Consider the following 15,630-nt stretch of genomic DNA (forward strand, 5'->3'; position numbering starts at 1 on the left):
CACACATTTGTAACGAATATATTAAATTAATCCGGGTTCAACGATTAGGAGGGATTTCCATGAGTTTTTGCTGTGGAGCCAGTATGATTGGAACTAAAGGTACCTTGAAGCACATACGTACACAAATTCACAATGTGCCCATTCTCTTCTGCCCGGTATGTCACCATATTGAGGTTCATTATTTGGTGGAGAACGAATATGAGATCCTCGCCGAATACGCCCATGGAGATGGAGCTGCTGAAGTCGATTTTGTTGAATACGTAGATGGCAAAGATCATCTGTTGCACGACAATTGTGTAAATCACGAAGGCGAAGAACCGATGGATATCGTGCGTTGTCAAATTGACATGGCGTTAGATTTGCTGGGCTTTGCGAAAACCATTGCCGATCAGGAATGGGAAGAGCAGCTCATGAAAAGGTTAAAAATGCTAAGCGCGCGTCGTGACAAGCTGAAAAATAAAAAAACCTCTAAGAACTCTTAGAGGTGCGAATAGATTACAAGGTGATAATTCCGATTAAATGAAAAACCTCCGGTTCATTTTCTGGTGTTTGCTGTTTTCGAAGCAAATACCTGAGAATGGCGGGAGGTTTTTCTGTTAGTTGGCTGCCTAAGTTGGACATCAACACTCACTTTATTTCTTGAAGCAGTTTAGCAAAATCCTTTTGTAAGTCTCGGCTCAAAGGAATCTTGTCGGAGGTATGCCTCAAATGAATCAAAAATCTCCGAGAAGTAGGAAAACCGCTTTCCTTCACGAAGGATACGACATGCCGCAAATTAACTAGGAAGCCTTTGAAAGGGCTGAACATATGAGGCGTGCTCTGAGCCAGAATCTCGGATAAATTAGAACTGGACTCCATTTGAGCGCCGTTCACTAGATGAATTCTGGAGAGTCGCTTGTCTTCCTTCTCGACATAGAGAATGGCGTCTTCGGAGATGGGCAGTGTTGATTTCTGATTTTTAACTGTGATCCAAGTTGCTGTGGTTGGCTGTGGCTCTTGGACTACGCGGCTGCGATCTAATTGTATTTCGGCAATGGCTTTCCGGATGGCGGCTTGAAATTTAGGAAGCGCGACGGGCTTGGAAAGAAAGTAAACGGAGTCTAGCTCGTGAAAGGCCGTCAAAATATGATCCATATCCGTGGTTCCGCTAACCATAATCACCTTTTGCTGATAGCCAGACTTACGTAAGGATTGAACGACACTAATACCGTCCAATTTGCCTTCAAGTCCGATATCCATAAGTAGAATATCTGGCTGCAGCTTGTCATAATCCAGTAGAAATTGTTCGCCTTCTGACATGATAGCAATAACCTGCAATCCGCATTGCTGACAATAGCTTTCAAGTAATTGACCTATCCAATAGTTATCTTCTACAATGGCGACTGTAAAGCCGATCTCCATTTATTGATCTCACTCCAATCCTTACTATAAACAGTAGGAACTATGTCATCTTGTACTCGTTTACAGCCAACTTAGTCCATATCGAAGGCAAGGGTACGATTATCTTGTATACTTCTAATAGTAATTAGAAAGTATCAAGCTGCTTACAGAATGATGTCGTCGGTTAGAAATGAGGGGAAATGCAATTGTTTACATGGGTAAAATTGATACTAGGTATTATTCATTTTGTTCCCATGCTCTTATTCTCCTTGTTGCTATTTCGGATTCGAATAAAGCCATATTGGAAACAAATATCACTAGCTGTGCTGGTAGGATCCCTGTTCAACTTGATCACGGACTCGCCTTTAATATTAGTTTGCGTTATATGTATTTTACTCATGTGCGTTTGGAAATATCGTTTCATACCCGCGTTACTTACTGCACTTTCAGGTTACATGATGTCTGCTCTTGTGTCTACGGCTGTGATCGTTTGCATAAATTTAACACAAGTAGAAGCCTATATGGATATCAAAGATGACCTAACCATATCCATTGTGACTCGTATTTTTATTGTGTTGGCCAAATGTGGGCTGCTTCTCTTTCTCTACAAACAACGATTAGGATTTACTTTTCTCTGTCATTATACGAGAATTCCGTTCGTAGGAGAGAATGCGGGGGTATATCTATACATAATCGTATTATTCATAGGTATGATTTACCGACATGCATTTCGCGATCATGCTTTCAGTGCCATTATGCCAATTCAACTACTGAGTATGGCAATCATCCTCTTTATTTATGTCACGCTAAGTAAGGAATTTGGCTTTCAAAGAAGAGGGGCAAAGGGCACCCAATGATTCCACAGCGTGTCCATTATTCAGAGCAACGTAATCAAGAATGGTTTGATGATACTTCTTCTGTGGAATTGCTGCGGCAATGATGAAGGGTGCATTTTCATATGTATCAAAATAAAGTTTGCCTTCTGCGGAGGCATACTTTTTTATTTTGTTCAGATTTACGAAAAGGTGCATATCTAATTTCACGAAATGATGCTCCGTTAATGTTTCAATGAAGTGGGTAAAAGCCACGAGGGATTCGACTTGTTCTTCTTTCATTCCGTCTTCAGAAACGTATAGGATCGTTTGAATTCCGAACTCAACGTACCAGATGTTATCCAGATTCACTAGAGTTGGTTTAGACCAAGGGGAAGCTTCTTCTAAATATCCTGCCTTTTTAAGTAAGTCGGTATACGGGTATTGATAAGCTTGAGCCAATTTTCTTAAGGTCTCGGGAGATGGTTTAATGACATCATTGGTCGTTCGATTACGACCTAGCTCTAGATCCCTGATATAAGCGTGGGATAAGCCGCTTTTGTTAGCTGCTTTACGCAGTGATGCTTTGCCTCGTAACGATTCAAGAAACTTACCGAAGTTATTGCTTGCTTCCATATGAAACACCCCCCTATTTAAAAAACTTGCCTCTCATGGCGGTCTCTCATCCGAGAGGCCATAAATTGAGGTTTTCTTAATATTATAAAGGATTCATAAAGTAATTGAAACCGTGACCAAGGGTTTATTTGCCAGTAGGTGCTCATTTAGTGATCTATGTTATAATGAATCAGCAATTTATTTATAATTTTCATCGTGTGTACCCCCCGAATTGTTATACATAGGGACGAAACTACTATACTGTGAGGTGGAAAGGTGCTACTGGTACTATTCAAAAAGTTTCTGGGAAAGAATGAGTCCCACGGAAAAAATGAACCGCAAGCCTCTTCACTCGAGGTCACTATACATCAAATTCAAGCAGGAGACCTACGACTACGGAATCAATTTATTGCGGACTATCAGCCTTATGTAGCAAAAGTAACGAGTAGGTTTTGCAAACGATTTATTGATCCCGCCAGGGATGATGAATTTAGTATTGCATTAGCCGCTTTTAACGAAGCTATTAACCAATACTCTTCAGTCATGGGAAGGTCTTTCCTAGGTTTCGCAGAGACGGTTATCAGGCGAAGGCTAATTGATTTTATTCGTAAAGAGCAACGCTTTAAAGGGCAGATCCCTTACAGCTCGTTTGATCAGGAAGATGATGAAGATAATCTAATGAATCCAATTGAGGTTCATCAAGCGATTGAAGCCTATGAGAAGCAGAAGGGTTTAGAAGAAAGACGAAGCGAAATTATTGATTTCAATCGCTGTTTAAGTGATTTTGAAATTAATTTCTCAGAGTTGACGGAAGCCTCCCCCAAGCACGACGACTCAAGGCAGATGCTGTTTGGTATTGGCCGCACACTTGCACAGGATTCAGAGCTTATGCGCACTCTGTTGACGAAACGACAGCTGCCGATTAAAGAGCTGCTCGAGCAAGTTCAAGTATCGAGGAAAACCTTGGAACGAAATCGTAAGTATATCATTGCAATTGCACTTATTTTTAACGGTCCATATCCGTATTTACGGGATTACTTACAAATTCGTGATGAAGAAAGTTGAATGAAAGGAAGAACAGCGCATGAACAAGGGGATCGTAATGGAATTAAGCGAAAGCTCCATTATTGTTATGAATTCAGAGGGGCGATTTGATAAGCTGCCAAGAGGGACACGTAGCTGTGAATTGGGAGAAGAGATTCTCTATGCACCAGTGAAACGTCGATTACGGGTACCGCAAATGGCTATCGTTTCAGGTTTAGCTGCAGCGATTGTGGTATGTTTCGTTCTGGTCTCAACATTGTCAGGAGTCGTGCCAGGCAATAGCGTTGTTGCGTACGTAACGATTGACATTAATCCAAGTGTTGAAATTGGGATCGATAATAATGAGATTGTTCGTGACCTGCACGGACTAAATACAGACGGCGATGATTTGATTCAAGCTTTAGTGTTTGAAGGTAAATCACTAGAGGATGTCACGTCTGCTATTCTGGATAAGGCTGAACAAGGGGCGTTGGCCAAGGGTGAAGGAGATATTATTATTTCCTCAACGGTTGTTGGAGCTAAAACAACGGTTAGCGACGAAGCCATTGCGACAAAGCTGAAAGCTCAGGTCAATAAACATATAGAAGACAGTCACCCAGACCGAGTGAAAAATTATGAGGTGCAAGCCTTCGCTTCCCCGCAAGAGGTTAGGAAGGAAGCACAAGCGAGTGGGGTTTCCGCAGGGAAATATGCCATCTATCTAAATGCCATCGATAATGGTGTGAAAGTATCGCTGGATGACATCAAAACGACTTCCATTCATGATCTTGCGAAGGATAACGGCGGTATGAAATCATTCGTCCCACCAGATAAACCGATTGATAAGTCTTCTTTACAAAGATTACTTGCAGACGAAAAATCCGGTAAGCTGAGTGAACGCGTACAACAGTCTCAAAATGAAAAATCCGGTGGAAGCAACTCATCTAACAAAGATGATGATAAAAACAATAAAAATAACTCTGGCAAAGCGAGTAACTCAGGAAGTAATACCCCGGGCAAAGTGACAGTTAAACCAACGCCGACGCCAACATCGAAGAATGATCGGGATAATAATAACAACAAGAATGGCAGTAACGATAGAAACAGCAATAATGATAGAAATAATAGTAATGATAGAAATAATAGTAATGATAGAAATAATAACAATAACGGTAATGATAAGAATAATAACAATAATAAGGATGATCAAAAATCGACCCCAAAGCCGGATCGTAAAGATGACGACGACGATGGGAAGAAACCATCCGTAACGAAGAAGCCTACGGCAACACCAAAGGCAACCGCAAAGCCTACGGCGAAACCGACAAGCACAAGTAAACCTACGTCGAAGCCATTTCAGCAATCCAGAGATGAGAATGTGAGATTCCCAGGCGTGACATGGGGCTGGGGAAACAATCTTCAGAACGACAATGGTAATAACAATGAGGGAAGATGGTAGCGATCACCTGTCAGTGAGCTGAAGTGATTACGGGGAGTAAACAGAGCACCTGGGGCGAATATGCCTTAGGTGCTTTTGCGTGTAGTCCTCCTGTTTAGCAGCATGGCAAGTAGAACCGAGTTGTATTACAATAGTTGAAGTGAAGGATTAAGTTCATGCGGGAGAGCATGAATGAGTAAGTTGAAGAGTAATTTGATCTGGTAGCGAATCAGCAAACTAAGGGGGAATAGGCTTGAGATATTCGACGTTCGGGAAGTCAGGCTATAAGGTGTCGTCGCTAGGATTCGGCGCAATGAATCTACCGAGTGTACCGTTAGAACAAGCCAGAGAAGCGCTCAATTATGCCTTGGATCATGGGATAAATTATATAGATACGGCCGCTGCTTATAGGAATAGCGAAGAAATCATCGGGGAGTGTATCTCACATCGGAGACAGGAATATTTCTTGGCAACGAAAACAGGTGCACGCGATTATGCAACCGCGAAAGCGGAAATTGAGCGAAGCTTAGTACGCATGAAGACCGATCATGTGGATTTGCTGCAAATTCACTATGTGAATGATGTGAAGGAATACAAGAAAGCGATGGAAGTCGGCGGCGCGTATGAGGCTGCATTGGAGGCTCAGCGAGAAGGCAAGGTACGCTTTATCGGTATTTCTGGACACCGTCCTGACTTACTTGTCAAATGGATTGCCAAGGGTCAATTCTCGCAAATCTTATTCCATTTGAATTTGGCTCAGCCCTTCGCACTGGATGAACTGATTCCCCAAGCGTCGGAGATGGATTTGATGAGAGTAGCGATGAAGCCCTTGTCAGGCGGATTCATTCAACCGGTGGATCGGGCGATTCGTTATCCATATAGCCAAGATGTGCATGTAACGATTTCGGGGATGGTCAGCGTCAAGGAAGTACAAGAGAATTTGGCTGCCCAAGAGAATGAAGTAGGGCCAGAAGAGCGCCATGAGTTGGAGCTGCTTGCTCGTGAATTAGGTGAACATGATTGCAGACGCTGTAACTATTGCTCGTGTCCGCTGGAAATTTCGATCCCTGATGTGATGATCGCAAGTAAATTCAGGGAGAAGTTTGGCTTGCTGCCGAAGGGTGACGGATTTTTTCAGCGGCAAAAGGAAAAAATAACTAGTTGTGCAGACCATGACCCATGTAAGGTGGTTCCGCTTTGCGAAGCGAAATGTCCGTACCAATTGCCGATGCAGTCGGTTGTGCAGAAGGCAGCGTCGTTTTACTAGGTATGAAGAGATTCTTAATAGGTGATTAGTTAGAAATATTCGAACTAAATTAGATAAGGGCAGGGAGAATTTCCTATGTTTACAAAAATAACAGACATTACAACGGGTGTTTACACTTCGTTGTTGGATAACACGGCAGGGGCAGACGCGATTCTCGTCTGCCTTACGGAAGCGGAGCTGCGGCAGGACGGCGTCCTCGGCCAGCCGCAGCTCGACCAGGCCCTTGAGCGCATGCGCGCAAAGGGCCTATTCACGGGCGCCTCAGGCGAGCTCGAGGTGCTGCCGACCCACGGGCTGCTGCCGTACGCGTACGTGCTCGTTGCGGGGCTCGGCCCCGCAACGACGCGCGATACGCTGCGCGCAGCCGCGGTCTTTGCAGCGCGCAAGATGCTCGCGCTGCAGTTCGAACGCTTGGCGCTGAAGCTGCCAAGCAGGTTTGAGACCCGGTCAGCCGCGGCGGCGCTGACCGAAGGGCTGCTCCTCGGTACGTACCGCATCGCGGCGTACCGCAAGAACGAGCCTGCGCGCGCGGAGCTGCGCCAGGCGGTGTTGCTCACAGAAGCGGCTGCGGATGCAGCGCTTCTGCAACAGATCGCAGCCGCAGAAGCGGTTGCGGAGGGCACGAACTATGCCCGGGATCTCACGAACCTCCCGGGCAACAAGCTTGTTCCGGCTTCCCTCGCAGAGGAAGCCGTCCGAATAGCCCAGCACTATGGCTTCGCCTGCGAAGTGCTGGATGAGCACGAGATCGCCGCCCGCGGGATGGGCGGCCTTACCGCGGTGGGCGCGGGCAGCGTCCACCCGCCACGTATGATCACCCTGCGGTACATGGGTGATCCAGATAATGCAGACGTGCTAGGCCTCGTCGGCAAGGGCGTGACCTTCGATACCGGTGGCATCTCGATGAAAAAGCCCGACGGTATGGAAGAAATGATCAGTGATATGGGCGGAGCCGCCACCCTGCTTGGAGCTCTGCACGTCGTCGGCCAATTGAAGCCGAAGGTGAACCTCGTTGTGGTCATTCCGGCTGCGGAGAATATGACGTCTGGCACGGCGTATCGTCCAGGTGATATCGTCACGATGCTCAGCGGGCATTCCGTGGAGGTACTCAATACCGACGCAGAGGGTCGCATTATTTTGGCAGAGGGAATTACCTACGCGAAAGCGCAAGGAGCGAACCGTCTGATCGACGTAGCTACGTTAACAGGGGCCATTTTAATATCCTTTGCGGATATCGCGACAGGGGCTGTAACGAATGACGATGAATTCATAAAGCCATTTCTACAAGCGGCTGGGGCTGCTGGTGAAAAAGTATGGCAGCTTCCTAATTATCCTGAATATCGGGCTATGCTGAAGAGTGATGTAGCTGATATCAAAAACGCGACGTCCTCCGACCGCTGGGCAGGCGCGATTACTGCCGGTCTGTTCATCGGTTACTTTGCCGAGGAAACACCGTGGATCCATTTGGATACCGGCGGTACAGCTTGGCTGTGGTCGGCCAAAGGCATTGAACCCAAAGGTGCAACTGGTGTGATGGTCCGAACGTTAGCCGCGTATTTGTGCGGTGGGCAGCTTACTTAGTCTTTTAATAAACAATTACTCTCCACCAATTCGATGATCCATAATCGTTTTCAATAAAAAATCACCCACGATTGAGCACCCTCTTACCTACCGGCTTGCATGTAGGCTGAGAACTCAAATGTTGGGTGATTCTATGCTTTCTGGCGATCTGTTAAGCGCCAACCTGTTGCCCCATGGAAGCAGGCTGTTTGATGTTGGTTTGCTGCAGCTCTTGAATATCCGAAATACGAATAATGAGACGGTTTACTTCATTAGTTGTATAAGAGAGCTGTTCTGTGCGTTGCTCGAGCTGTGATAAGGAAATGCCGACCCAATTCTTTTTGCGGGAATGCGTGAGCAGATCGTATTTCAGAACGGTAAGCGTTGCCGCAAAAGGATCTGGCTTTACATACACATCTTTCATTTTATCAGCCAGATTGAAGAAAAGCTTGCCGCCATTCCATTTGATATACCCTGGTTCAAAAAGGATCACGATAAAATCGGAATCTCCGCTGTCCTTGTTTTCCATCGAGATGAGACGTACGGCGCCGTTAGCCTTTGGCTTAATATATTGATTAGAACGGATATCTGGAATAAAAGGAACAACCAGAAGCGGGCAAACACTAGCGATATACAAATAAGTAGTTGACTCAAACTTGATAGAGAGTACAATGAAAGTCAAAAAGAGCAACAAGGTTGCGAGTAGACCCAAAAATTTAGGTTTCATAAGTTTACTTTTGATCCCGCCTGACATGATAGATTAGGTTATCCCTACTATTTTACCATAAGCGACCCATAGGTTGTAAACTATTAGATCATGCTAATCTTGCTAGACAGACAAAAGGAGGTTTATGCCTATGAAATTATTCGATCCGAACGCGCGTAAGCCGAAGAAAAAAATGTCCACCTACCGTAAAAGCTTATTGGTCGCGACATTTGAGGGCTTCCCAGCTGTGATTATTTTTCAGTTATTGGGTGGACCGTTCTTAACAGGTTATTTGATTTATTTGGGAGCAAGCTCCACTGAGATTGGTTTCATTCTAGCAATCACCACTGTCGTTAACATCGTTCAAATTGCGATGGCCGTCATCATGCAAAAATTCCGAGATCGAAAACGCATGCTGATCATTTTCGGTTCCTCGCATCGGATATTATGGGCTTGTGTAGGTTTAATCCCTTTTGTTTTACCGCAAGAGTACTGGGTGATCACTTATATGATATTGTACACGGCTGCTCATCTCGGGAATGCTGCTGGAGGGATTGTGTGGACCTCATTAATCAGTGATGCGGTACCTGGCCCGATTCGGGGACGGTATTTCGGACTGCGCAACACCATATTGGGGGGAGTAAGCTCGTTAGCTCTTTTTGTAGGCGGTCAGATTCTAGATAAATACCCCGGTGAGCAGGGCTTTACTTACCTCTTTATGATCGTCAGTGTTTGCGTGGTTCTCAATGTCATTGCTTACTTTATGTATCCGAATCCACCTTTCGAGCCATCGACAGCTGAGAATCCTGTGGGTATGATCCGGAAACCATTAATGGACCGTGCTTTTCTGAACGCAATCATTTTCCTGGCCGCCTTCCTCTTCGTTCAAGGGTTGACCGTGCCACTGTTCTCCTATGTCATGCTAAAGCTGATGAACATTTCCTACGGGACTGTTTCCTATATAACGGTTGTACATACCTTAGTGATGATGGCTAGCTATTATGTATGGGGTAATTTGAATGCGCGATTCTCAGCTCAAACACTGCTATTATGGTCCTTGCCGATTATTGCCTTGGCCTGTCTATTATGGGGAGCGATCGCCTTCATTCCAGCAGTCATTGTACTGTATGTCGTTCATATTGTGCTGGGCATTGGCTTAGGAGGCTTCAATCAAATGGTATTCGCTTTTACAATTGGGGATACACCGAAGAGTGAGCGCCCGATGTATATTGCGACGTACTCGGCGATTACTGGCTTTGCAGCCTTCTTGGGACCTGTTGCAGGCGGGAAGGTATATGCCCTAATTGCTAATCAACCTATGTGGGTGCAGGTGTATGGCATCTCCACGGTGGTCGGTGCTATTTTGCTCATACTCGGGTTAGGGGTAGGACGTTTCGTATTACGAACACAGATAAGGAGTGGCATCGAAGCATGACTAGAAAAAGAATAGGCCTCATTGGCTTAGGTGATATAGCGCAAAAAGTATACTTACCGCTGCTGTCCGTTTATGAACAAGTGGAGCTTGTGGGTATTATGAGTTCTACGCAAGCGACGGTTGAACGTATCCAGATGAAATACCGTATTCCGTTTGGGACGACGCAGCTTGATGAGCTATTGGCGTTAGGATTAGATGCCGTTTTTGTACATAGTCCGACATCGACGCATTTTGAAATTGCAATGAAATGTATGGCGCATGGCGTAGCTGTTTATGTAGATAAGCCACTCTCTTATGAGTGGGCGGAGTCGGTGGAAATGGCTTCCTATGCCGAGCGAAAAGGTGTGCTGCTTGCTGCAGGCTTTAACCGTCGCTACGCGCCTCTATATATCGAAGCGAAGCAATGGCTGCAGGAGGCAGGCGGTTTTGATCTGGCTTCAGCCGTTAAGCATCGTACCAAGCTGCAGGGGCATAGCGCCAAAGAAACGCTGTATGACGATTTGATCCACATGATGGACACGTTGCTTTGGTTAGGTGAAGGTCCTTATGAGGTGAAAGCCTTCCACCAACAGGTCGATGAGAGCGGCAAGCTGCTTCATGCGTCAGGTTTGCTAGGGTTCGGTTCTGCTGTTGGCTCCTACAGCATGGTGAGATTAGCTGGCGTTGATTTGGAAAAGGTGGAGCTGCACGGCAGCGGTAGATCCGTCGAGGTGACGAATTTGGAGTCAGCGGTCTTTTATGATAAAAATGCCGCTCCACGCCTGCGCACATTCGGCAGCTGGGATACCGTGCTGGAGCGCAGAGGCTTCGCTGGCGTTGTTCAGCATTTCTTGAGCTCGTTGGATGATCCGAATGCTTGCAGCATCCGGGGCGATCTGGTGCTGGCGTCGCATGAGCTGGTGGAGAAGCTGTCGGTGTGAGTGTAGGCAGCGGCGGGACAAACCAGAAAAGGCTGATCCTAAAAGTAGCAGAACTACTTCAGGATCAGCCTTTTCGCCATGCGTTGCGCTGCTGCACGACACGGGTCAGGAAGCAACGTAAGGTCAGTCCACGCTTACCCGCAAGTACAGTTCAGAACCGGTTTCCGAGCAGCCAACGCCTCATCCATCCGACTGACAACGGTCGTGTATGGTGCGTTTTTCACAAGTTCAGGATTCTCTTCCGCTTCTTTGGCGATGGCAATCATCGTGTCGATGAAGCTGTCGAGCGTTTGCTTGCTCTCCGTCTCGGTCGGCTCGATCATGATGCATTCTTCCACGCTGAGCGGGAAATAGATGGTCGGCGGGTGATAGCCGAAGTCGAGTAATCTTTTGGCAATATCGAGTGTACGAACGCCCAACTTCTTCTGCCTGTTACCGGATAGCACGAACTCATGCTTACAGAAGCGAGGATGCGGTACATCGAAGTAAGGTGTTAACCGAGCCAGCATATAGTTCGCGTTCAACACGGCGTATTCGGATACTTTGCGCAAGCCTTCCGGTCCAAGCGTACGAATGTACGTATAGGCACGGACGAGGATGCCGAAGTTGCCGTAGAAGCCTTTGACACGACCGATGGACTGCGGATAGTTGTAGTCGAAATAGAAGCTGTTATCCTCACGTTTGGCCACGAGCGGTGTCGGTAAGAAAGGAATCAGCCGTTCTTTGACGCCAACAGGACCTGCGCCTGGGCCGCCGCCGCCGTGCGGGGTGCTCATCGTTTTGTGCAAATTGAGATGGACCACATCGAAGCCCATGTCCCCTGGCCGCGTGATGCCCATAATGGCATTCGCGTTGGCTCCATCATAGTAGAGCAGTCCGCCTGCGGCATGCACGATTTCGGCAATCTCGACGATTTGTTCTTCGAACAAGCCGAGGGTGTTTGGGTTCGTGAGCATGAGAGCGGCTGTGTCTGAGCCGACGGCTTTCCGTAATTCATCTAGATTCACGAGGCCGCGCTCATCGGATTTGATCGTTACGGTTTGGAAACCGGCAACGGTGGCACTGGCTGGATTCGTGCCATGCGCCGAATCTGGACAAATGACCTTGGTGCGGTGCTCGCCGCGGCTTTCGTGATAGGCGCGGATCATCATGAGCCCGGTCCACTCGCCATGTGCACCAGCCGCAGGCTGTAAGGTTACGCGGTCCATACCCGTGATCGCTTCGAGATCATGCTGGAGATTGTAGAGCAGCTCCATCGCTCCCTGTATCGATTCCTCCGGCTGATACGGGTGAATATGGGCGAAGCCAGGGAAGCGGGCGACGTCTTCGTTGATTTTGGGATTATATTTCATCGTACAAGAACCGAGCGGATAGAAGCCATTGTCCACGCCGAAGTTGTGGCGAGAGAGTGCGGTGTAATGGCGGATAACATCCACTTCATACACTTCAGGTAGATCAGGCTCGACTTGACGGCGGAATTTAGCAGGCAGAAGCTCTTGGATATTCACGTCGGGAACGTCCGACTCCGGTAAGGAATAGGCGACGCGACCTGGATGGCTCATTTCAAAAATGAGTGCTTTTTCGTTGTTCATACGAGTTCCTCCAATGCGGCTGCGAAGCTATCGATATCTTCGCGTGTTCGTTGCTCGGTGACGGCGATTAGCATATGGCCGGCCAGTTCTGGGTAGTCGCGGCCGAGATCGTAGCCGCCGATGATATTGCGCTGAAGGAGCTGACGATTCAGCTCCTCGATATTCGTGCCGTCCGGCAGCTTGACGGCAAATTCATTGAAGTAGCTGCCCGTGAACGGCAGCTCAAGCTTAGAAGACGCGGTGAGGCGATTGGCCGCGTAGTGGGCTTTCTGGACGCCCAGCGTACCAACGTCTTGAATGCCCTTTTTGCCCATCGTGGACAAGTACACGGATGCGCAAAGCGCGAGAAGCGCCTGGTTGGAGCAGATGTTCGACGTGGCTTTCTCACGTCGTATATGCTGCTCCCGCGCTTGCAGCGTAAGCACGAAACCGCGCTTGCCATCGCGGTCTACGGTTTGACCCACGATGCGCCCCGGCATGCGGCGCATCCAGCTCTCCGCGACGGCGAAGTAGCCGCAGCTCGGTCCACCCAGCGCAGCTGGGATGCCGAGCGGCTGGCAATCGCCGACGACGATGTCAGCGCCGAGCTTGCCCGGCGCTTCGAGCAGCCCGAGCGTGAGCGGATTCGCGCTCACGACGAGCAGTGCGCCCGCGCCGTGCGCGAGCGGCTCCACGGCCGCGATATCCTCCAAGCAGCCGAAGAAATTCGGCGATTGGAGGATGACAGCGGCCGCCTCGCTCTCGAGCTTGGACGCGAGATCGTCTAGATCTGTGACACCTTCAGGTGTAACTGCGATCTCGACGACGTCCAAGTTCAGCCCGCGGGCGGACGTGCGCAAGACAGCGCGCGCCTCTGGGTGCACCGCGCGGGACACGAGCAGACGGCTGCGCTTTGTCGCGCCGCTGGCTAGGGCGCCGGCTTCGGCCAGCGCCGTTGCCCCATCGTACATCGAGGCATTCGCAACGGCCATGCCGGTGAGCTCACAGATGTACGACTGAAATTCAAAAATCGCCTGCAGCTCCCCCTGGCTGATTTCCGGTTGATAAGGCGTGTACGCGGTGTAGAATTCGGACCGCGAGATTACGTGATTGATCACCACCGGAAGGTGATGATCATAGATGCCAGCGCCGAGGAAGCTGGCGTAGCGCTGAAAATCCGCGTTGCGCCCTGCCAACTCGCGCATATAGCGGAGCAAACCTTGCTCGCTGAGCGCCTGACCGACTTGCAGTTCACCCTGGAAGCGTACTTGCTGCGGGATGTCACTAAACATTTCTTCCAAGGAAGAGATGCCGATCGTTTCCAGCATTTCCTTTTGATCCTGCTCCGTAATAGGTAAATAACGATGTTTCATAACAAAGGGTGCTCCTTCCGACCCGGATTGGGGATAATTTCTAGCTTTGTTTTTTGTGAAAAGGGGTAGAGACGACGGTAGCTTTCACTTGTGCGCCTCTGATTTCAACATACACTTCCGTGCCCAAGTCACTATACGAGGCATCGATCAAAGCTAAGCCTACATTTGTTTTGTACGTAGGTGATTGTGTGCCGGTTGTTACTTCACCAATCTGTTTACCCTCTGCGTATACAGCGTAATGCGGACGAGGTATGCCACGTTCTTGCATTTCAATGCCGACGAGCTTGCGTGGCACGCCATTTGTCTTTTGCTCTTGCAGGGCATCCCGCCCAATGAAATCACCTTTATCTAGCTTCACAAAAAAACGTAATCCCGCCTCCAGCGGCGTTATGTCGGCGGATAGCTCCTGACCGTACAGAGGGAGTCTCGCTTCAAAGCGAAGCGTATCCCGGGCACCTAAGCCTGTGGGGATGAGCCCATGCTCCTCACCAGCTTCTAGCAGCTTTTTCCAAAGTGAGATCGCATCTTTGTGATCCACATAAAGCTCGAAGCCATCTTCACCCGTGTAGCCAGTGCGGGAAAGCAACGTAGTCACGCCAGCGACGTTCACCTCGGGTAGAAAATGGAATGTTTTCAGTGTTTGAATCGGTGCGTCTGTTAGTTTAGCTAAAATATCAACGGCCCGAGGCCCTTGCAGCGCAAGCATGGCGGTTTCTTCGGAAATGTTGGTCAACTGAACATCACCTGAGAGGTGCTGCTGCAGCCAAGCCATGTCTTTGTCGATGTTGGACGCATTGATGACCAGCATGTAGTCGAGATCACTCACCTTGTAAACGAGCAGATCATCGACCACACCGCCACTCGGATAGCACAAGAGGCTGTATTGGCATTGACCATCTACCAGTTTAGCTACATCGTTCGTCGTGAGTCGTTGCAAAAATGCAAAGGCATCCCGGCCTTGGACACGTACCTCGCCCATATGCGATACATCAAAAAGCCCCGCCTGCCCCCTGACAGCGTCATGCTCCTTTTGAATGCCAGTGAACTGCACAGGCAGTTCCCAACCGCCAAAATCAATGATTCTCGCGCCATGCTCCGCGTAAATAGGGAAGAGCGGTGTTCGTTTCAGCATGCTTATAACCTCACCTTCAATTGTCTTATTATCCGTCGGACTTATTTCGGAAATGCAAAAAGGAGCAAAAGGTATGCAACACAAACATACCTTTTGCCCCTGTCCTTTGTACCTGAGAGTTGCCTAAAACGGTAGAAAATATGCATTCAACCGTTAAGTTTCCCCTTGGGTGTCCGATTTCCCGTGTTAACGGTTTTCGAAGCTCTCCAGAGTCGCGTCCGATACAGGTCCTTTTGCCTGAGAGATTCACCGCTTTGGGCTTACTCCTTCGGCGCTGCCAACGTGCTCCGCAGTCTCTCCCTGTATCCTCATTCGCCAATATTTAATTAGCCTTATTATATTCATTATGCGCCTAAATCGGTGTGAATTGTCAACAGTAACTTTTAGGTTTGATGCCC

Annotated in this window: 13 protein-coding genes and 2 riboswitches; of the genes, 7 read left to right on the forward strand and 6 right to left on the reverse strand. The window is 48.2% G+C overall.

The window, feature by feature from the left end; all coding sequences use genetic code 11:
* Positions 1–59 precede the first annotated feature (59 nt).
* Complete coding sequence (locus tag AC58PQ_RS03820) at positions 60–482, forward strand: hypothetical protein (protein WP_497240652.1); 423 nt, start codon at positions 60–62, stop codon at positions 480–482.
* 145 nt (positions 483–627) lie between these two features.
* Here the strand turns inward: AC58PQ_RS03820 and AC58PQ_RS03825 are convergent, their stop codons facing one another.
* Complete coding sequence (locus AC58PQ_RS03825; RefSeq protein ID WP_497240653.1) at positions 628–1,401, reverse strand: LytR/AlgR family response regulator transcription factor; 774 nt, start codon at positions 1,399–1,401, stop codon at positions 628–630.
* A 785-nt stretch (positions 1,402–2,186) separates the two neighbouring features.
* The gene (locus AC58PQ_RS03830) at positions 2,187–2,828 is read right to left on the reverse strand and encodes a helix-turn-helix domain-containing protein (protein WP_497240654.1); all 642 of its coding nucleotides are present in this window, start codon (positions 2,826–2,828) and stop codon (positions 2,187–2,189) included.
* 255 nt (positions 2,829–3,083) lie between these two features.
* On the opposite strand from AC58PQ_RS03830, the gene sigI reads away from it, so the two are divergent.
* From sigI to AC58PQ_RS03850, 4 genes are all read left to right on the forward strand, one after another.
* Complete coding sequence (sigI, locus tag AC58PQ_RS03835) at positions 3,084–3,872, forward strand: RNA polymerase sigma factor SigI (protein ID WP_497240655.1); 789 nt, start codon at positions 3,084–3,086, stop codon at positions 3,870–3,872.
* 19 nt (positions 3,873–3,891) lie between these two features.
* Positions 3,892–5,289 (forward strand): anti-sigma factor domain-containing protein, encoded by a 1,398-nt coding sequence (locus tag AC58PQ_RS03840; protein WP_497240656.1) that lies wholly within the window; start codon positions 3,892–3,894, stop codon positions 5,287–5,289.
* A gap of 232 nt (positions 5,290–5,521) precedes the next feature.
* Entirely contained in the window at positions 5,522–6,535 is a 1,014-nt protein-coding gene (locus tag AC58PQ_RS03845; protein WP_497240657.1) for an aldo/keto reductase, read from the forward strand.
* A gap of 75 nt (positions 6,536–6,610) precedes the next feature.
* Entirely contained in the window at positions 6,611–8,116 is a 1,506-nt protein-coding gene (locus AC58PQ_RS03850) for a leucyl aminopeptidase (RefSeq protein ID WP_497240658.1), read from the forward strand.
* A gap of 151 nt (positions 8,117–8,267) precedes the next feature.
* On the opposite strand, the gene AC58PQ_RS03855 is transcribed toward AC58PQ_RS03850, so the two are convergent.
* Positions 8,268–8,822: a hypothetical protein gene (locus tag AC58PQ_RS03855; protein ID WP_497240659.1), complete on the reverse strand. Its 555-nt coding sequence runs from the start codon at positions 8,820–8,822 to the stop codon at positions 8,268–8,270.
* A 130-nt stretch (positions 8,823–8,952) separates the two neighbouring features.
* On the opposite strand from AC58PQ_RS03855, the gene AC58PQ_RS03860 reads away from it, so the two are divergent.
* Together AC58PQ_RS03860 and AC58PQ_RS03865 are read left to right on the forward strand one after the other, a co-directional pair.
* On the forward strand, positions 8,953–10,236 hold the full coding sequence (locus AC58PQ_RS03860; protein WP_497240660.1) for an MFS transporter: 1,284 nt from the start codon (positions 8,953–8,955) through the stop codon (positions 10,234–10,236).
* Positions 10,233–11,156: a Gfo/Idh/MocA family protein gene (locus AC58PQ_RS03865; RefSeq protein ID WP_497240661.1), complete on the forward strand. Its 924-nt coding sequence runs from the start codon at positions 10,233–10,235 to the stop codon at positions 11,154–11,156. The genes AC58PQ_RS03860 and AC58PQ_RS03865 overlap by 4 nt, the downstream gene beginning before the upstream one ends.
* A gap of 134 nt (positions 11,157–11,290) precedes the next feature.
* Here AC58PQ_RS03865 and gcvPB read toward each other — a convergent pair whose 3' ends face one another.
* Genes gcvPB through gcvT form a run of 3 tightly spaced genes read right to left on the reverse strand, consistent with a single transcriptional unit; the run spans position 11,291 to position 15,238 of the window.
* Positions 11,291–12,748: an aminomethyl-transferring glycine dehydrogenase subunit GcvPB gene (gcvPB, locus tag AC58PQ_RS03870; protein WP_497240662.1), complete on the reverse strand. Its 1,458-nt coding sequence runs from the start codon at positions 12,746–12,748 to the stop codon at positions 11,291–11,293.
* Positions 12,745–14,100, reverse strand: a complete 1,356-nt coding sequence (gene gcvPA, locus AC58PQ_RS03875) for an aminomethyl-transferring glycine dehydrogenase subunit GcvPA (protein ID WP_497240663.1) — start codon at positions 14,098–14,100, stop codon at positions 12,745–12,747. Before gcvPA ends, gcvPB begins: the two co-directional genes overlap by 4 nt.
* Before the next feature lie 40 nt (positions 14,101–14,140).
* The gene (gene gcvT, locus AC58PQ_RS03880; protein WP_497241284.1) at positions 14,141–15,238 is read right to left on the reverse strand and encodes a glycine cleavage system aminomethyltransferase GcvT; all 1,098 of its coding nucleotides are present in this window, start codon (positions 15,236–15,238) and stop codon (positions 14,141–14,143) included.
* 89 nt (positions 15,239–15,327) lie between these two features.
* A riboswitch (glycine riboswitch) is annotated at positions 15,328–15,446 on the reverse strand.
* Between the two features lies 1 nt (position 15,447).
* Positions 15,448–15,544: riboswitch (glycine riboswitch) on the reverse strand.
* Between the last annotated feature and the right edge of the window lie 86 nt (positions 15,545–15,630).

It is taken from the genome of Paenibacillus sp. J22P143 (assembly GCF_059692035.1).